The 16,786-nt window shown below is 52.6% G+C and carries 21 protein-coding genes and 1 pseudogene; 1 reads left to right on the plus strand and 21 read right to left on the minus strand.

Annotated elements, in window-relative coordinates; translation table 11 throughout:
• Positions 1–12 precede the first annotated feature (12 nt).
• From sucD to EXW96_RS11815, 3 genes and pseudogenes are all read right to left on the minus strand, one after another.
• Positions 13–944: pseudogene (gene sucD / locus EXW96_RS11805) on the minus strand (succinate--CoA ligase subunit alpha).
• Positions 945–1,002: 58 nt separating this feature from the next.
• Complete coding sequence (sucC, locus tag EXW96_RS11810; protein ID WP_062407934.1) at positions 1,003–2,163, minus strand: ADP-forming succinate--CoA ligase subunit beta; 1,161 nt, start codon at positions 2,161–2,163, stop codon at positions 1,003–1,005.
• Positions 2,164–2,529: 366 nt separating this feature from the next.
• The gene (locus EXW96_RS11815; protein ID WP_054820182.1) at positions 2,530–2,787 is read right to left on the minus strand and encodes a hypothetical protein; all 258 of its coding nucleotides are present in this window, start codon (positions 2,785–2,787) and stop codon (positions 2,530–2,532) included.
• A gap of 174 nt (positions 2,788–2,961) precedes the next feature.
• On the opposite strand from EXW96_RS11815, the gene EXW96_RS11820 reads away from it, so the two are divergent.
• Positions 2,962–4,518, plus strand: coding sequence for a YifB family Mg chelatase-like AAA ATPase (locus EXW96_RS11820; protein ID WP_174350626.1), 1,557 nt, complete (start codon positions 2,962–2,964; stop codon positions 4,516–4,518).
• 19 nt (positions 4,519–4,537) lie between these two features.
• On the opposite strand, the gene EXW96_RS11825 is transcribed toward EXW96_RS11820, so the two are convergent.
• From EXW96_RS11825 to ffh, 18 genes are all read right to left on the minus strand, one after another.
• Positions 4,538–4,912, minus strand: coding sequence for a YraN family protein (locus tag EXW96_RS11825; RefSeq protein WP_235594267.1), 375 nt, complete (start codon positions 4,910–4,912; stop codon positions 4,538–4,540).
• Positions 4,909–5,205, minus strand: coding sequence for an EscU/YscU/HrcU family type III secretion system export apparatus switch protein (locus tag EXW96_RS11830; protein WP_174350627.1), 297 nt, complete (start codon positions 5,203–5,205; stop codon positions 4,909–4,911). Before EXW96_RS11830 ends, EXW96_RS11825 begins: the two co-directional genes overlap by 4 nt.
• Complete coding sequence (locus EXW96_RS11835) at positions 5,202–7,421, minus strand: hypothetical protein (protein ID WP_174350628.1); 2,220 nt, start codon at positions 7,419–7,421, stop codon at positions 5,202–5,204. The genes EXW96_RS11830 and EXW96_RS11835 overlap by 4 nt, the downstream gene beginning before the upstream one ends.
• 109 nt (positions 7,422–7,530) lie before the next feature.
• Positions 7,531–8,226, minus strand: a complete 696-nt coding sequence (locus tag EXW96_RS11840; protein ID WP_074728485.1) for a ribonuclease HII — start codon at positions 8,224–8,226, stop codon at positions 7,531–7,533.
• Positions 8,227–8,343: 117 nt separating this feature from the next.
• Entirely contained in the window at positions 8,344–9,444 is a 1,101-nt protein-coding gene (locus tag EXW96_RS11845) for a DUF3626 domain-containing protein (protein ID WP_254611358.1), read from the minus strand.
• Positions 9,445–9,652: 208 nt separating this feature from the next.
• Positions 9,653–10,012 (minus strand): hypothetical protein, encoded by a 360-nt coding sequence (locus EXW96_RS11850; RefSeq protein WP_062407924.1) that lies wholly within the window; start codon positions 10,010–10,012, stop codon positions 9,653–9,655.
• Positions 10,013–10,164: 152 nt separating this feature from the next.
• Positions 10,165–11,049 carry a ribosome biogenesis GTPase YlqF gene (gene ylqF, locus EXW96_RS11855; protein ID WP_174350629.1) on the minus strand — a complete coding sequence of 295 codons (885 nt, stop codon included), beginning with the start codon at positions 11,047–11,049 and terminating at the stop codon, positions 10,165–10,167.
• 43 nt (positions 11,050–11,092) lie between these two features.
• Positions 11,093–11,671 (minus strand): signal peptidase I, encoded by a 579-nt coding sequence (gene lepB, locus EXW96_RS11860; RefSeq protein ID WP_062407920.1) that lies wholly within the window; start codon positions 11,669–11,671, stop codon positions 11,093–11,095.
• A gap of 71 nt (positions 11,672–11,742) precedes the next feature.
• Positions 11,743–12,084: a 50S ribosomal protein L19 gene (rplS, locus tag EXW96_RS11865; RefSeq protein ID WP_054818963.1), complete on the minus strand. Its 342-nt coding sequence runs from the start codon at positions 12,082–12,084 to the stop codon at positions 11,743–11,745.
• Positions 12,085–12,266: 182 nt separating this feature from the next.
• On the minus strand, positions 12,267–12,737 hold the full coding sequence (locus tag EXW96_RS11870) for a hypothetical protein (RefSeq protein WP_174350630.1): 471 nt from the start codon (positions 12,735–12,737) through the stop codon (positions 12,267–12,269).
• Positions 12,738–12,746: 9 nt separating this feature from the next.
• Complete coding sequence (locus tag EXW96_RS11875; protein WP_054818962.1) at positions 12,747–12,944, minus strand: hypothetical protein; 198 nt, start codon at positions 12,942–12,944, stop codon at positions 12,747–12,749.
• Positions 12,905–13,057: a hypothetical protein gene (locus tag EXW96_RS11880; RefSeq protein ID WP_174350631.1), complete on the minus strand. Its 153-nt coding sequence runs from the start codon at positions 13,055–13,057 to the stop codon at positions 12,905–12,907. The genes EXW96_RS11875 and EXW96_RS11880 overlap by 40 nt, the downstream gene beginning before the upstream one ends.
• Before the next feature lie 15 nt (positions 13,058–13,072).
• Positions 13,073–13,213 (minus strand): hypothetical protein, encoded by a 141-nt coding sequence (locus EXW96_RS11885; protein ID WP_171005856.1) that lies wholly within the window; start codon positions 13,211–13,213, stop codon positions 13,073–13,075.
• A 288-nt stretch (positions 13,214–13,501) separates the two neighbouring features.
• Positions 13,502–14,266 (minus strand): tRNA (guanosine(37)-N1)-methyltransferase TrmD, encoded by a 765-nt coding sequence (gene trmD / locus EXW96_RS11890; protein WP_174350632.1) that lies wholly within the window; start codon positions 14,264–14,266, stop codon positions 13,502–13,504.
• Positions 14,263–14,787, minus strand: coding sequence for a ribosome maturation factor RimM (gene rimM, locus EXW96_RS11895; RefSeq protein WP_054818959.1), 525 nt, complete (start codon positions 14,785–14,787; stop codon positions 14,263–14,265). The genes trmD and rimM overlap by 4 nt, the downstream gene beginning before the upstream one ends.
• A gap of 70 nt (positions 14,788–14,857) precedes the next feature.
• Complete coding sequence (locus EXW96_RS11900; protein ID WP_062407918.1) at positions 14,858–15,088, minus strand: KH domain-containing protein; 231 nt, start codon at positions 15,086–15,088, stop codon at positions 14,858–14,860.
• Positions 15,089–15,110: 22 nt separating this feature from the next.
• Complete coding sequence (rpsP, locus tag EXW96_RS11905) at positions 15,111–15,386, minus strand: 30S ribosomal protein S16 (protein ID WP_054818958.1); 276 nt, start codon at positions 15,384–15,386, stop codon at positions 15,111–15,113.
• A 32-nt stretch (positions 15,387–15,418) separates the two neighbouring features.
• Positions 15,419–16,786, minus strand: coding sequence for a signal recognition particle protein (ffh, locus tag EXW96_RS11910; protein ID WP_137670022.1), 1,368 nt, complete (start codon positions 16,784–16,786; stop codon positions 15,419–15,421).

A 16,786-nucleotide genomic window follows, 5' to 3' on the forward strand; every position in this document is an offset into this window, starting at 1 on the left:
TTTATGAATGGCTTACTTTTTAGTGATGCATTTCTCAAGCAGGCCTTTTTCTTCCAAAACGCTTACCAGGGTGGAACCCATCTCGGAAGGGGTCGGAGCTACTTTAATGCCGCAGCGTTCCAGCGTTGCGACTTTCTCTGCTGCCGTGCCTTTACCGCCGGAGATGATCGCGCCGGCATGGCCCATACGTTTTCCAGGAGGCGCCGTTTGTCCGCCGATGAAGCCGACCACCGGTTTTTTCATGTTGGCTGCAATCCACTCGGCCGCTTCTTCTTCTGCGGAGCCGCCGATTTCACCGATCATGATCACCGCATAGGTGTCCGGATCTTCATTGAACAGCTTGAGGATATCGATAAACTCCGAGCCCTTCACGGGGTCTCCGCCGATACCAACGGCCGACGATTGACCAATGCCGCGTGTAGACAGTTGATGAACGGCTTCGTAAGTCAGCGTTCCGCTTCGGGAAACGACGCCGACATGACCAGGAGTGTGGATATAGCCGGGCATAATACCGATTTTGCATTCGCCCGGAGTAATGACGCCAGGGCAGTTTGGTCCGATCAAACGGGACTTCTTGCCTTCCATATAACGCTTTACCTTAACCATGTCGAGAACAGGAATGCCTTCTGTAATGCAGATGACCAGGTCCAGCTCAGCATCAACGGCTTCCATGATCGCATCTGCCGCGAAAGCCGGCGGAACGTAAATAACGGACGCGGTTGCACCTGTTGCCGCTTTTGCCTCAGCTACCGTGTTGAATACAGGAATCGAGACGGTTGTACCGTTTTCCAGCGCGATGTCGACGTTTGTGCCGCCTTTGCCTGGAGTGACGCCGCCTACCATTTGTGTGCCGTAATCAAGTCCGCCCTTTGTATGGAACATCCCTACGGAACCGGTAATCCCTTGTGTAATGACTTTTGTATTTTATCGACCAAAATACTCATGATCTATGTTCACATCCCTTAATATTATTGAAGAAAAAAGTCAAATGGAAACCCGCAATTATTTCACGAGAGCGACGATCTTCTGGGCGCCGTCCGCCATCGAGTCGGCAGCTACGATGTTCAGTCCGGATTCATTCAAAATCTTTTTGCCGAGGTCTACGTTCGTACCTTCCAGACGCACAACAAGCGGCTTGTCAAGACTTACTTGCTTGGCGGCTTCGACGACACCGTTGGCAATGACGTCGCATTTCATGATTCCGCCGAAAATGTTAACGAAGATTCCTTTTACACTTGGGTCGGAAAGAATGATTTTGAAGGCTTCCGTTACTTTCTCCGTCGTTGCACCGCCCCCTACATCGAGGAAGTTGGCCGGTTCTCCGCCGTAATATTTGATGATATCCATGGTAGCCATAGCCAGACCTGCGCCGTTGACCATGCAGCCGATGTTGCCGTCAAGCGCGATGTAGCTCAAATCGTACTTGGAGGCTTCGATTTCCTTCTCGTCTTCTTCTTCCAAATCGCGAAGCTCCACAATATCTTTGTGGCGGTACAGCGCGTTGGAATCAAAGTTCAGCTTCGCGTCGAGCGCCATTACATTACCGTCGCCCGTAACAACGAGCGGATTGATCTCGGCAATGGAGCAATCCTTATCTACAAATGCGTTATAGAGCGCGATCATAAACTTCACGGCTTTATTGACAAGCTCGTTCGGAATATTGATGGCATAAGCCAGCTTGCGCGCTTGAAACGCTTGCAAACCGATAGCCGGGTCGATTACTTCCTTGAAAATTTTCTCAGGAGTGCGGGCAGCTACTTCTTCAATCTCGGTGCCGCCTTCTTCGGAAGCCATCATGACGACACGGCCTGTACCGCGGTCAACCACAACGCCGACATAATATTCTTTCTTAATGTCGCAGCCCTGCTCGATCAACAAACGCTTAACTTCTTTACCTTCAGGTCCTGTTTGATGCGTAACGAGAACTTTACCTAAAATTTCACTAGCATATGTACGGACTTCATCGAGGTTTTTGGCTACCTTAACCCCGCCTGCCTTACCGCGGCCGCCGGCATGAATTTGCGCCTTCACCACTACTACGGACGTACCCAACGATTTTGCCGCTTCAACGGCCTCGTCCACCGTAAAAGCAACTTTCCCTTCCGGTACGGCAACCCCGTACTGCTTCAGCACTTCTTTGCCTTGATACTCATGGATATTCATTTAGCAAAATCCTCCTATCATGAATGACTTCCTATATGGTATTAGCCTTTGCCTTTTCCGGTAAAAGCCAACCGCTACAAACATCCGTCTGCCAAACCCTAGCATGTCCGGATTGACAAACCTTTATTATTGTATCACTTTTTTCGACCAGTTTCCTTATTATTTTTGTTAATGACGCGATTTATCTTTTTTATAAGATACGATAGTATCAGTTATTTCCGACGTTCGCCTTATGACATGATTCAACAAAATACTCACATCTTTAGCGGCCAAGGTCAAGAATCTGTTATGGACGCTTTGCCTATTTAAAACAAAAGCGCATTGCCTCCCGTAACGGGAAGCATGCGCCGCGTTCAATTGAATTTGTTAATAGTTCGGGTTTATCTGTGTAGCCGTTCTGGGCTCACGCTCCGCTTGTTTGATGAAACGCATCTCATTTCCTGTAAAACTGCATACCTGGCATTGAATCGTCGGTTCGCTTTCCTCCAACTGTTCCGGGTCGCTTACTTCCTGTACGGAACCGGTGATCGCATCCTTCAAAAATCGTTGAGAGTAGCTTGAAATCACGCTGAATTTTACACGGTTGGAACGGCAATTTGGACAAAAATAAGGTTTTTGTTCCATTTTTCATCACCTCTGGTATCATTATGGCCAGAGGATCCGCTGTGTAACCCCGAATCAAGGAAAGATTATGCCGGGTTGCCTAATAACGGCAAATGAACTACAATAATCCTATAGACATGAGCGGATAAGGAAGCACCTTTGGCCATGAAAATAATGGGAAAGGTGTTTTTATTTATGTATGGAAAAGTAATCAGCGCATGCTTGCACGGCATTGATGGCAAATTGGTGGATGTCGAGGTTGATTTGAGCAACGGTTTGCCCCAAATGACTATCGTCGGGCTGCCCGACAGCGCAATTAAAGAGTCGATGGAACGGGTGCGCGCCGCCATTAAAAACTGCGGATTCACCTTTCCGCTGCAGCGTATCACGGTCAATTTGGCGCCTGCGGATATACGCAAAGAAGGGTCCGCGTTCGATTTGGCGATAGCCGCAGGAATTCTTTCCACCAGCGGACAACTCCGGCAGGAGCGCATTATGAAGACGCTGCTGATCGGCGAACTTGCCCTGGATGGTTCGGTCAGGGCGATTCCCGGCGTATTGTCCATGATCGCGTCGGCCAAAGAGCACGGCATCACTCGTGTCGTTTTGCCGGAGGACAATTCGGAAGAAGCCCGGTGGTTTGAAGGCTGTGAGATCGTAGGAATCCGGCATTTAAGCGAGCTCGTCGCCGATCCAAGGGACAACGGGAACAGCCATCCGGTGCATACGGCGAATGCAATTCAATCCATTGATCGTTCATCTCAAGCATTGCATTCAAAGCCTTTAACCGCTCAAGAGGATTATGCCGATGTATACGGGCAGCAGCATGTCAAACGGGCTTTGATGATATGCGCCGCCGGAATGCACAATGTGCTCCTGATCGGTCCGCCGGGCACAGGCAAAACCATGTTGGCCAAGCGCCTCCCTTCGATCATGCCGGAGATGAATGAACAGGAATCGCTCGATGTGACCCGAATTTACAGCGCTTCCGGAAAATTTGCGGACCGGAGACAGCTAGTCCGCGAACGACCTTTTCGCATGCCCCATCATACGATTTCCGCCGCCGGATTAATCGGAGGCGGAGGCATTCCCAAGCCGGGGGAAGTGAGCTTGGCGCATCGCGGCGTACTTTTTCTTGATGAGCTTCCCGAGTTTTCCAGAGCTGCATTGGAAGTGCTGCGCCAGCCGTTGGAAGACCGGTGGGTTACCATCGGTCGTGCCCGGGCCGTATACAAGTTCCCTGCGCATGTTTTACTTGCGGCTTCTATGAATCCGTGTCCATGCGGTTTTTGGGGAGCCGGAACCGAGCAGCAAGGCTGTATTTGCAGTCCTGTGAAGGTAGCACATTACCGCTCCAAAATCTCCGGTCCGCTGCTCGATCGTATCGACCTTCATGTCGAGGTTCCTCGTATCGAGTATAAGCATCTCGCTCCCGAACAAAAACAGATGACTTCGACCGAAATGCGCACCATTGTAGAACGCGCGCATCAAATTCAGCTTCGCAGATACCATGGCTCCGGAGTCCTGTTCAATAGCGAACTAAGCGGAAAAATGCTGCGGGAGCATGTCCGGATCGACCAGGCGACGACAAAGCTGCTGGAGCGTTCTTTTGAGGTATTGGGGTTAAGCGTACGGGCACATGACCGGATTTTAAAAATTGCCCGTACGATCGCCGACTTGGAAGGGAAGGACGACGTTTTACCCGAGCATGCCGCCGAGGCGCTGCAATACCGGGCTTTGGACAAAAAATAAATCCGCTCACGCTCTTGGGTTAAAAAGCGTTGCGGATTTGTTCGATATGCAGTACAACTCCCGTCGGGTCCGTCTGCACGGCCAGAACATCATAGCGGACCTGCCGGACCTGCTGCCGCTGCTGATGCATGTAAACCTGCGACGTCTCAATAATTTGCCTTTGCTTCCGGGCATTCACCGATTCCAGGGGGGTTCCGAATGCGCCTCTTCCACTGCGGGTGCGCACTTCGACAAATACCAAGATCTCGCCGTCCATGGCTATGATATCGATCTCCCCGGTTCTGCACCGCCAATTGCGTGCAAGCAGCCGAAACCCCTGCTCCTTCAGCCGCTGTTCCGCCGCCGCTTCACCGACGGCTCCAAGCTCTTTGCGTTTCAGCCGCGATTGCGTCAACCGCCTTCCCCCCTCCATTGTTTGGCTTTCTGGTCGGAACGGTAAATGAAGGTCAGCACCTCAGCTACAAGCTTGTAAAGCTCCGGCGGAATTTCCTGATCCAAATCCAGTTTAGACAATACCTCAACAAGAGATGGATCCTCTTGGATCGGTACACCGTTCTCCCTGGCCTTTTCCATGATGGACTCGGCAAGTCTGCCCTTCCCCTTAGCAATAAGCTTGGGAGCCGCCGAGATATCGGGTGCATATTTTAAGGCTACCGCCTTCTTGATTCCCTGTGCCTTCTGGGTCATACGCGGATATCCACACCTTTATAACGTCGTTGTGCATAGACGGACTCCAGGCTGCCTTCCCTTAACACCGACGCCGGGCCCGATGATTCGGAGGATTCGATATTTTCCGTCGCCTTGGAGGGATAAGGACTGCATTTCATGGAAATAAACTGATAACCGATCGAATGCAGACCCTGGGCTATGTCGTCTTTATGAGCATCCAAAAGCTCCCGAGTAAACGGCAAATCATTATGGACATGTAAACTGACGATGCGGTTAACGACCTGGACATCGACCAGGGTATCCCCCAAAGCCTTCATCCGTAAGTCAAAAACAAGCCGGCAGTTGCTCTCGTCCAGGCTGCCGTTTCTCCCTTTCCGGGACTGAATGTGAATGGCCGCTGTCTGCTCTCCGTTGGCATGAATCAACGGGACAAACAACGTCACATGCGAAAACATGGCGCCCCGATCTTGACTCAGCAGCAGCTGCTGCCCCGTAATTTGCTGAACCGCCTGCCGAGCAGCATCCTTTAAGTCTTGGGGCGCATCCATCGCTTGCGAAAGCTGCATCAGCACGCTTTTCAACGAATCGGCCGCTTCGGCCGCCTCCCCCGGCGAGCCCGCGGACAATGAGCCTGCATGCAATCTCTGCTCCTGCAAATTCTGCTCAAGATGCTTTATCGCCTGATGCTCATGATTCATCCCGAGCGCCTTCATCAGTCTCCCCAGCAGCGGCCCGTCTTCCTGTTGCTCCGACAATGTCTGTGCCTGCGCCATCGCGGCTGGAGGTTGTTCTGGCGCCGCCTGCTGCGCTCCTGCGCCCGCTGCGCCGCTGCCGCTTGCGCCCTGCGCTGCCGCCGCCTGCTGCGCCCCTGCGCCCGCTGCGCCGCTGCCGCTTGCGCCCTGCGCTGCCGCCGCCTGCTGCGCTCCTGCGCCCGCTGCGCCGCTGCTGCTTGCGCCCTGCGCTGCCGCCGCCTGCTGCGCTCCTGCGCCCGCCGCGCCGCTGCTGCTTGCGCCCTGCGCTGCCGCCGCCTGCTGCGCTCCTGCGCCCGCTGCGCCGCTGCTGCTTGCGCCCTGCGCTGCCGCCGCCTGCTGCGCTCCTGCGCCCGCTGCGCCGCTGCTGCTTGCGCCCTGCGCTGCCGCCTGCTGCGCTCCTGCGCCCGCTGCGCCGCTGCTGCTTGCGCCCTGCGCTGCCGCCGCCTGCTGCGCCCCTGCGCCCGCTGTGCCGCTGCTGCTTGCGCCCTGCGCTGCCGCCGCCTGCTGCGCTCCTGCGCCCGCTGCGCCGCTGCCGCTTGCGCCCTGCGCTGCCGCCGCCTGCTGCGCTCCTGCGCCCGCTGCGCCGCTGCTGCTTGCGCCCTGCGCTGCCGCCGCCTGCTGCGCTCCTGCGCCCGCTGCGCCGCTGCTGCTTGCGCCCTGCGCTGCCGCCGCCTGCTGCGCTCCTGCGCCCGCTGCGCCGCTGCTGCTTGCGCCCTGCGCTGCCGCCGCCTGCTGCGCTCCTGCGCCCGCCGCGCTGCCGCTTGTGCCCTGCACCGCTTCGCCTCCGTCAGCGGCCCGGCCGAGCAGCTGTCCGGCCGTCTCGCGCAGCTGCTGAACTAATTGGCGCACGCCTTCCAGCAGCGCACGGGTCTGTGGAGAATACTCCGTCCGGCCATCCAGCTCTTGCTGAGCCAGCAGGCTTATGTTTTCCAACGCTTTATGGAAAGGGGGGCCCTGCACGGCCTGGCGTAAGGAAGCCACTGACTCCGGCGTCAGCGGCAGCCCCTTTTGAAAAGCGATCACAGCCGCCGGTACCCAGTCTTCCGGCGGTGTCTGCGCCGGCATGCCCGACCGCAGCTGCACGAATGCATAGACATGATCCCTGGTCAGCTGTACCCCCGCTTGGTGCAGCATTTGGACCAACTGCCGGTTCGCCGGGGTATCTTGAAGTCCTATTCCTTTTAATACATCCCCTAACGACACATCTGCAATCTGTACCGTGGACGATTGCAGGGGCTTTAGCATCACTTGTCCGCCCGAGGATTCAGGCTGAACTTGAAGCATGGTGACCTCACCCTGCTTTAAAGGCGCCTCCAGCTGCGCCCGGACCTGTACACCGTTAATTTGAACCAAAGCCTCCTTATCGGACAGGAGCTGTACCACCTTCCCCTTGACGACTTGTCCTGCCTTGAGCTCAAGCGACTTGGGCTCGGACAATTGCGTCTCTCCGATCAAGCCGCGGATCATACCGCTAATATTCATCGATGCCGCCCCTTTCAAACGCAAAGCCGGCTTGGGTTCGTCCGCACGCTCCCCGCCGGCTTCTTTTTCCGGTTATTGTTTATATCGGAAAAACACTCCCGTCCTTTCACTAAAACAACAGCTGCTGCTCATAAACGATCTTTTTAAGAAACGTCTTTCGATGCATCGGTGAAGGTCCGTACTCCTGAATGGCCTCCCGGTGCTTTTTGGTTGCATAACCTTTATGTATAGCGATCCCGTACTCCGGATATTCCACATCCCATTGGAAGCACATCCGATCCCGCGTCACTTTCGCGATAATCGAAGCCGCTGCGATCGATTGACTCCGTGCGTCTCCGTGAATGATCGCAAGCTGCTCTATGGGCACATCGACTTTTTCCGCATCCACCAACAGCATATCGGGAGTCAAATTCAGCTTTTCCACAGCTTCTTTCATGGCCAGCCGTGCCGCCTGCTTAATATTAATTCTTTCGATCGTGGCTACATCGACAATACCGACGCCAACGGCGAGAGCCTTCTCCATGATGATCTCATACAGTGCCTCCCGTTTTTTTTCGCTGACTTGCTTGGAATCGTTCACGTCCTCAAGCACAAGCCCTTGCGGCAAAATAACCGCGGCAGCCACCACATCACCGAATAAACAGCCGCGCCCGACTTCATCCACCCCTGCAATATAAAGCTTCCCTTGCTCCCATAATTCACGTTCGTATTCCAGCATCCGTTTCACCTGCAATTGTTGTACATTCTGCCATGATGTAACATTATACCTCACCCGGTGAATCTTGCCTATCCCCAAACCAGGCATGTCCAATGGCCCTGAAAAAGGGGATGTCAGGGTGGTATCCCAACGTCGCCTCCACACAAGCTGGCAGATATAAGGAATAAAATCCCGGGATTTCCGCCATCTCAAACAATAAGTCCTTCATTCACGCGCAAACGGTTTACCAAATCGAACTAAAATATGCCACATGTATTTTAATTCCTGAAGCACCTCTTCATAGTTCCCTCTGTCGCTCCATTGTGCCGGATTACGTTTCAAATCGTTGACGACCGCCCCGATCACACTGGCGTCGATATGATCATTCCGTGCTATCCGCCTGGCCAGGGAAGGCATGGCCGGCCCCCTAAAATCCATGGGTATTTCTTCCACGTGCATGACAAATCCCATATGCCAATAAAGTTCGATGGAATACTTCAAGCCTATTTGCTCTAAAATTTCTCCTATGTATGTGCCTTTGAACGATGGATCGGCAACAAGCGCTTCTACGTCATCTTTTAAAACAATATCACCATGAACCTGGGCCTCGATATAGTGGTTAAGGTTTCGTTTGGGCTCACACTTTGAAGGATCCTTTAATGGGCATTCAAGATGATACAAGAGATGATCGATCCATTTCCGCGGTGTCAGATTGTTCTCGCCAATTGCATCATTCCGAAAAAAAGCATCTTTCAACATCGCTGCCAAAATGTCGTCAAACTCATCATAGGTTCCCTTTTCCTTCGGATCCTGATGAGAATCCAAATAAGTGTACGTGCAGCGACAGGAGACCTTGGGTGAGAGCAGGAAGTAGCATGACCCGAACCGTGGAGCCGGTCCATCCGGATGCAGCATTACATTTAAGGCCCCGTACTTCGGGCGCTGACTGTTGGTCACGCCAGCCGACTGATAAGCGCCGCCAAACATCTTTTTCTCCCAAAGATCCCGTGCGCCGCCTGGATAGGCCGATACGCTGCCATTGGAAATTTGAGTTTCGAACTGACTCTTATAGATTCCCTGCTCAAGCAATGCCTGAGCTACACTTTTCATGTCCGCCATTGGCCGGTCGGGATGAAAATGCAGCGCAACCCTCGCGTTCGCCAGCAGTTTGGCGGCGGCCTCCTCAAATGTATTCCAAGGGATATTTGACATCTGAAGAACTTCCTTAATTGACTTTTGAGCATCGCATTTTCGGGCTCTGGCGTACTGTGTGATGTGCTCAATTGCCAAGCGCTGTGAACTTGATAACGCTCTCTTCCCTGACATTTGCATCACCTTCCTTGAAATAACCCGACATCGGGCTTATCCCAACTCGAATATATTGACCTCGCCACCTGTTTCTTTGAACCCAAATATTAGACTATGTAAAAAGGCCGCTCAAAGCGTAACCCCTTTTCAGGACGGTGTGGAACGATTAGATTGATTCCCGGCATCACTGCCGGAATGGCGGAACAATTAATAAACGGTTACAGCATCAATCTCTGATCCTTTTGCGCAGTGCCGAGGCAACCTCTGAGGGGTGATCGATTTGGAAGATGACATAGGTATATTTTTCGTGTCCCTCCAATTCGAGTATGACAAGAGGCTCCCTTTTCTCATAAGAAAGAAAATACCATTCGTTGGCGTATTTAAAGCTCCCCTCATAAATATGAAGCGGCGCGATCGAAGTTCCGGGCATCCGGAGCATCCACATAGGGGCATCAAAGTAATCCACAACAACCCTTTTGATCTTTGGATAGGGGATAACGACTTGCCGTTTTAATGCGAAGATACAGGTGAGCCCCGTAAGCTTTAGAACAAACTCTGCATCACCAAACCGGACCTCTCTTCCCACCTTCTTACACCTCTCTTCCAAACTCATATTTTTCTGCAGCCATCATACCATAAAAGTACGCATTTTCATGAACAGCCGGCCTTTTCGCATGAGAAGCAATGATCATGATGAAAAAGAAGCGGATAACCCCGGACGGCGGTTCCGCTTCTTCCTTATTCCGTATTTGCCGTCATTTCATCCGGCGTTTCCATACTGATTCTTCCCAGCTTACCGGCACGAAGCTCGCGCAATAGGGTAAGCGACGCTTTCTCCAGGTCTACCCTTCCGCCGCTCATTAATGCACCGCGTTTGCGGCCGATCGCTTCCATCAATTCGACGATCGCATCCGAATCTTCGGGATTCTCCGGCAGTTCGTCCAAACCAAACCGGTCCTTCAAGGCTTCCCCATAGTGCCCGGCCAAATAACGCACGGCAAAAAACGCTATCTCTTCCGGATGCAAAATTTCCTCTCTAATCGCTCCGGTGGCTGCTAACCGTAAGCCGACCGTCTGATCTTCAAACTTGGGCCACAAAATGCCCGGCGTATCCAGCAGTTCCATCTCCGTTCCCACTTTAATCCACTGCTGGCCTTTCGTTATCCCCGGCTTGTCACCGGTAGCCGCTATTTTACGGCCTGCCATACGGTTGATCAATGTCGATTTTCCGACGTTGGGAATGCCTACGATTAAAGCGCGAATCGCACGCGGGTTGATTCCTTTACGCTGCTGCGCTTCAATTTTGCTTGCCAAAAGCTCTTTGCTTCGCTGCATGATCTCTTTCACCGGGTTGCCCTGAACAGAATCGATCGGAAGCGCCCGAAGTCCCCGCTCCGCAAAATAATCGATCCACCGCTTCGTCACATCCGGATCGGCCAGATCGCTTTTATTCAGCAGCACCAAACGGGGCTTTTGCAGCAAAATCTCATCGATCATCGGGTTGCGGCTGGACAAAGGAATACGCGCATCCAGCAGCTCGATCGCCAGATCGATCAGCTTCAGCTTATCCTGAATTTGCCGCCGCGCCCGCGTCATGTGACCCGGAAACCATTGGATTGTCATTGGCAGGTCACCTCAACTTTACACCTTTCATCTATGTTACGCTCTAGAAATGAACCAGACTTATTTTATCGAACGGCCAGAAAATCAAATCGGCGCGTCCGACAATCTGTTCGTATTTAACAAAGCCTACAGTACTGTCCCGGCTATCCGAGCTGTTGGACCGGTTGTCCCCCATGACGAATATACTTCCTTCCGGTACGGTTTGCTCCGGATAATTTCTTGTGTTATAGGGTATCCCTTGTTTCGCCGCTTCATCCAAAGCCTGCTTCAGGTACGGCTCATCCAGCAATTGTCCGTTAACATACACCTGATCGCCTTCCACCCGAACTTTCTCGCCCGGCAATGCAATGACGCGCTTTATGTAATCCTTGTCTTTGGTTGCATGGAACACAAGGACTTCCCCGCGTTCCGGGTTACCGAACCTGTATGTTAACTTATTGACGATGAGGCGCTCCCCAGTATGAAAGTTCGGTTCCATCGAAGGCCCTTCCACAATGAACGGGGCGAAAATGAGCCAGCGTATAAAAAACACGAGAGCGGCTGCAATCAGCAGCGCTTTGATCCATTCCCAAACTTCGTTTTTGATCGGATTCGCTTTTTCTACTGTCTGATCCTGCTCCATATGCTCTCCTGTCCTTTCGCCAATGTGAGAGAAAACGAAAAGGAGCTTGGTTCGCAAGCCCCTCCTGTTTCTTATCGAATTTCCTGAATTCTAGCTGCTTTACCGCGCAGACCGCGAAGATAGTAGAGCTTCGCGCGACGGACTTTACCACGGCGAGCCACTTCAATCTTATCGATCTTTGGAGTGTTAATCGGGAACGTTCTTTCAACGCCGACACCGTAAGAAATTTTTCTTACTGTGAAGGTTTCGCTGACACCGCCTCCGCGGCGCTTAATAACCACGCCTTCGAACAGCTGAATCCGTTCGCGCGAACCCTCGATAACCTTAACGTACACTTTCAGCGTGTCGCCAGGACGAAAATTCGGAATGTCGGTGCGAAGCTGTTCCTTCGTAATCTCTTGGATCAAATTCATAGATGACTCCCTCCTTCCACACAGGTGTTCTTGCCGCCTCTTCAGATGTATGATTCTTTCGTTGTCACGAGCAGAGGACCACCGTATTCAAGCAAAAATGCCACAACGATATGTATCATAGCATAAATAACATAGAAACTCAAGAATAGGATTTCCCGCAATAGCAAAATGATACTGCAGACTTATTCATAAGCTTCGCTTTTGCCGTATAAAACCAAATAGTAAAATCCGTCATGCGCCGCCGTACCTCCGCTTCCACCTCCCAATGCACCCAGCATTCTGGATAAACCGGGAGCCGGATATTTTAGCACCAAAGTAATCGTAGGGTCCGCCGCATCCCGATATACCTTCGTTCTGGTGCTTCCTTCATAAGTCGGGTAAGCGGTACTGTCCACCACCACCGGGCTCATCCCCAGCGCCGCTAATCTGGCGTTCATGTTCGCTTCTATAAGCGGGCTTACATACCCTACCGCTTCGGCTTCTTTTAATCCATGATTGGCGATTGTATTCAAATGGTTTGCTTTCATCACATAAACAAAAAAAGGGACGACCGCAAAGCATAAGAACAGCATGACCGGTATAATGAATAAGGTAACAAGGACATTGGCCATCCCTTCCTCGTCCCGCAAGATAGAAACCCGTCTTGCCATCATGCCCTCCTGTCAGTCGGTGATGTAATCAAAACCGCGGACATTCTCCGTGATCCTCCTATGGCCGTCTTTTATTTGCTCTCCCATCCCTTGTCCGCCTGCCGGACGAAAAATATAGACGCAAATACCAAAGATCAGAACGACACTCAAGCAAGTAATGATCAGCTTGCTCATCGTCTTATCGAGCCGCAGCCGCTGTGATGCCGGCATTCAGATTGGATGCCCTTCGGTGCTTGCGACGGTTCCATCCGGGCACCCGATAAAAACATGGCCGCCCCTTCAAGCCGTACGGCAATAAGGCAGGCAATCTCTAATTTCCCCATAGGTCCACTCTCTCCTCATTGAAATGCGTCATGGATTTGTGCTTTCGTCTGGTTTCCCGCCGAACCCGCGGCCGGAACAATCTGTGCTCCAAGAACATAGAGCGCGGCTCCCGAGAGCAGAACGGCCATGAGCACCGCTACTATGATCTTTGACATGTGTGCCTCCTTATCGGAATTCGCAGCTCCTTCAGCCAGTGGAACACTTTTCTTCTCCATTTTGTGCGGAACACGCATGCCCCTCCTTTCTGTATCCTGTCAACGTACGGGTTCCGGAATGAAATGAGCCAACCCTAAACGCAAAAACCGCCTTATGCATGCAAAACTAGCATGACATAAGGCGGTTCTTCCGCACGTTTCTTTTGTTGGTTAGATCTTATCATATTTCTATTAAAAATGCAAATATTAGGAAGATCTTTGTTCGCAACCATAGGCTTGATCAGAGAGTCACTCATGACCTTCAGAGCGCTGCCGGACAGCTTCTTTCGCTTTTTGTTCCTCCAGCCAGCGTCGCTCTTCTTCCGTCAGCACTGCATGCTCCAGCAGATCCGGTCGCTTTTTCCACGTTCGCAGCAGCGATTGTTTTCGCCGCCAATCCTTAATGTTGCCGTGATGTCCGGATATCAGGATGTCCGGTACCTCCCAGTCACGGAATTTGGCCGGACGCGTATAGTGCGGATATTCGAGAAGTCCCGTACTGAACGAATCGGTAACAGCCGACGTTTCGTTGCCAAGGACACCCGGAATCAGGCGTGCCACACTGTCGATGACCACCATAGCAGGAAGCTCGCCCCCGGTAAGCACGTAATCGCCTATGGAGAGCTCGTCCGTCACCAGATGCTCCCGGATCCGTTCGTCGTAGCCTTCATAATGACCGCAAATAAAAATGAGATGCTTCTCGCGTGAAAGCTCTTCCGCTTTCCTTTGCGTAAAGGGTTCGCCCTGGGGACACATCAGAATGATCCGGGGACGCTGCTCCAGGCCGGAGGTCAACTCCTCCACCGCTGTGAAAATCGGTTCGGGCTTGAGCACCATGCCGCCGCCCCCGCCATAGGGGTAATCATCGACGGTGTTATGCTTGTTGTTTGCATAATCCCGGAAATTCACCGTGCCGAGCTGCAACAGCCCTTTCTCTTGTGCCTTCCCTAATATGCTGGAGGAAAACACGCCCTCAAACATCTCCGGGAATAGGGTCAGTACGTTGATTTTCATAGCTCCAACAGACCTTCCATCAGATGCACCGTCACTCTTTTTTGCTCCACGTCCACTTTCAAAACGACCTCATCGATGTAAGGAAGCAGCAGCGGTTTGCCGGCAGAGCGCTCCACCACCCACACATCGTTGGCGCCGGGGGATAATATTTCGCTGATGGTCCCAAGCTCCTCCCCCTCTTCGGTAAAGACGCGGCAGCCGATGATTTCATGGTAATAAAATTCATCATTCCCCAGCTCGGACAAGTACTGTTCTTCGACCTTCAGCAGCCACCCTTTGTACTTCTCCACTTCATTGATATTGTTGTAGCCCTGGAACCGGACAATGATCATATTTTTGTGATCCCGCGACGATTCAACGATAACGGGAAGGGTGTCACCGTTCTCAGGATTAAAAAACACGAGCTTGCTGCCCTTGGCAAACCTCTCTTCCAAAAAATCGGTCTGCGGCACGATCTTGAGCTCGCCGCGAATGCCGTGCGTATTTACAATTTTGCCGACCGTGTATAACTTTTCGCTCATCGTTACCTCCGGAGCCTGCTTTATATAGAAGAAAAGAGTTAGGAGCAGCTCCTAACCCTCATCTTTTCCATTACGATACGATTTCAACCGAAACCCGTTTGGGTTCCTTCACTGCAGCAGATGTGACTACGGTGCGAAGCGCTTTGGCAATACGTCCCTGCTTGCCGATCACTTTCCCGACATCGTCCGGGTGAACGGACAGCTCGAACGTAATGGTGCGTTCATCTTCCACCGTATTCACGCGTACTTCTTCGGGATGATCCACCAACGCCTTAGCGATAACGGTAATAAGATCCTTCATCGTACCCTCCGAATCTTACAGATTACTTCTTCTGCAGTTTGGATTCGTGAAACTTAGTCATAATTCCGGCTTTGCTGAACAAGCTGCGAACAGTATCGGAAGCTTGAGCACCAGTTTGAAGCCATTTCAGTGCTTTTTCCTCGTCAATATTGACAATGGCCGGTTGAGCCACCGGATTGTATGTGCCAATCTCTTCGATAAAGCGACCGTCGCGCGGAGAACGGGAATCCGAAACCACTACGCGGTAAAAAGGAGCCTTGTGAGCACCCATACGCTTCAGACGAATGCGAGTTGCCATGCATATCACCTCCCCAATAGAATCAAAAATCTTTAGAACGGGAACTTCATCCCGCGGCCGAGCTTCTTGAGCTGCTTCAACTGCTTGGCCCCTTTGGGGCCCATCATGCCGGAGAATTGCTTCATCATTTTGCGCATGTCTTCAAACTGCTTGATGAAACGGTTGACGTCCTGGATGGAATTGCCGCTGCCCGCCGCCAGACGCTTGCGCCGGCTCGGATTCAGCAGATCCGGGTTTTGCCTTTCTTCCTTCGTCATCGATTTGACGATTGCAGCGACCCGCGACATTTGCTTGTCGTCCACCTTGAGGTCCTTCATCCCCTTCATCTTGCCTGCGCCGGGCAGCATGTCGAGCAGCTGATCAAGCGGACCGAGCTTTTTGACCTGCTCCATCTGATCAAGAAAATCATCGAACGTAAACTCGGCCGTGCGCAGCTTGCGCTCCATCTCCTTGGCTTTATCGGCGTCAATGGTCGCCTGCGCTTTCTCGATCAAGGTCAGCATATCGCCCATGCCGAGAATCCTTGAAGCCATCCGCTCCGGATGGAACGGCTCCAGCGCATCCATCTTTTCGCCCATTGCAGCGAACTTAATCGGGCAGCCTGTGACCGCTTTAACCGACAGCGCAGCCCCGCCACGCGTATCGCCGTCCAGCTTTGTCAGAACAACACCGGTAAGCTCAAGCTGTTTATGGAAGCTTTCCGCTACATTGACGGCGTCCTGTCCGGTCATCGCGTCGACGACAAGCAAAATTTCGTTTGGATTCACCGCTTCCGCGATTTGCTTCAACTCGTCCATCAAGCTTTCGTCAATATGCAAGCGACCCGCAGTATCGATGATCAAATAATCGTTGTTATGATCCTTCGCATGCTGTAGCGCCTGCTTGGCGATCTCCACCGGACTTACTTTATCGCCGAGCGAGAATACCGGGATTTTGAGCTGCTCCCCAAGCACCTGCAGCTGCTTGATCGCTGCCGGACGGTAAATATCCGCCGCCGCAAGCAGCGGTCTGTGATTTTGCTGCAGCAGCAGCTTGGCCAGCTTGCCGGAGGTCGTCGTTTTCCCCGCCCCCTGCAGACCCGCCATCATAATGACCGTCGGCGGCTTGCTTGCACGAACCAGCTTGCTCTGTGTGCCGCCCATCAAGGCGGTGAGCTCCTTGTTTACGATGTCGACTACGACCATGCCCGGCGTGAAGCTTTGCATCACTTCCTGCCCGATCGCCCGTTCCTTCACCTTCGTGACAAATTCTTTGACGACCTTGAAGTTCACGTCCGCTTCCAGCAGAGCAAGGCGCACCTCGCGCAGCGCCTCGTTGACATCGTCCTCCGTAAGTTTTCCTTTTCCTCTAAGCTTGCTGAATACGCTTTGCAGTCGGCTGGATAATCCTTCGAATGCCAT

This window comes from Paenibacillus sp. JMULE4 (assembly GCF_013337105.1).
GTDB classification, from domain to species: Bacteria; Bacillota; Bacilli; order Paenibacillales; family NBRC-103111; genus Paenibacillus_G; species Paenibacillus_G naphthalenovorans.

Bases quoted from the DNA above. Each gene is read 5' to 3' on its own strand.
- EXW96_RS11880 (WP_174350631.1), bottom strand. From the start codon at position 13,057: ATGGGGAAATTAGAGATTGCCTGCCTTATTGCCGTACGGCTTGAAGGG.
- EXW96_RS11900 (WP_062407918.1), bottom strand. From the start codon at position 15,088: ATGAAGGATCTTATTACCGTTATCGCTAAGGCGTTGGTGGATCATCCC.
- lepB (WP_062407920.1), bottom strand. From the start codon at position 11,671: ATGGAGCAGGATCAGACAGTAGAAAAAGCGAATCCGATCAAAAACGAA.
- EXW96_RS11840 (WP_074728485.1), bottom strand. From the start codon at position 8,226: ATGCCTGGTTTGGGGATAGGCAAGATTCACCGGGTGAGGTATAATGTT.
- rpsP (WP_054818958.1), bottom strand. From the start codon at position 15,386: ATGGCAACTCGCATTCGTCTGAAGCGTATGGGTGCTCACAAGGCTCCT.
- EXW96_RS11875 (WP_054818962.1), bottom strand. From the start codon at position 12,944: ATGCCGGCATCACAGCGGCTGCGGCTCGATAAGACGATGAGCAAGCTG.
- trmD (WP_174350632.1), bottom strand. From the start codon at position 14,266: ATGAAAATCAACGTACTGACCCTATTCCCGGAGATGTTTGAGGGCGTG.
- EXW96_RS11885 (WP_171005856.1), bottom strand. From the start codon at position 13,213: ATGTCAAAGATCATAGTAGCGGTGCTCATGGCCGTTCTGCTCTCGGGA.
- EXW96_RS11815 (WP_054820182.1), bottom strand. From the start codon at position 2,787: ATGGAACAAAAACCTTATTTTTGTCCAAATTGCCGTTCCAACCGTGTA.
- EXW96_RS11820 (WP_174350626.1), top strand. From the start codon at position 2,962: ATGTATGGAAAAGTAATCAGCGCATGCTTGCACGGCATTGATGGCAAA.
- EXW96_RS11830 (WP_174350627.1), bottom strand. From the start codon at position 5,205: ATGACCCAGAAGGCACAGGGAATCAAGAAGGCGGTAGCCTTAAAATAT.
- rimM (WP_054818959.1), bottom strand. From the start codon at position 14,787: ATGAGCGAAAAGTTATACACGGTCGGCAAAATTGTAAATACGCACGGC.
- sucC (WP_062407934.1), bottom strand. From the start codon at position 2,163: ATGAATATCCATGAGTATCAAGGCAAAGAAGTGCTGAAGCAGTACGGG.
- rplS (WP_054818963.1), bottom strand. From the start codon at position 12,084: ATGAATTTGATCCAAGAGATTACGAAGGAACAGCTTCGCACCGACATT.
- ylqF (WP_174350629.1), bottom strand. From the start codon at position 11,049: ATGACAATCCAATGGTTTCCGGGTCACATGACGCGGGCGCGGCGGCAA.
- EXW96_RS11845 (WP_254611358.1), bottom strand. From the start codon at position 9,444: ATGTCAGGGAAGAGAGCGTTATCAAGTTCACAGCGCTTGGCAATTGAG.
- ffh (WP_137670022.1), bottom strand. From the start codon at position 16,786: ATGGCATTCGAAGGATTATCCAGCCGACTGCAAAGCGTATTCAGCAAG.
- EXW96_RS11870 (WP_174350630.1), bottom strand. From the start codon at position 12,737: ATGATGGCAAGACGGGTTTCTATCTTGCGGGACGAGGAAGGGATGGCC.
- EXW96_RS11835 (WP_174350628.1), bottom strand. From the start codon at position 7,421: ATGAATATTAGCGGTATGATCCGCGGCTTGATCGGAGAGACGCAATTG.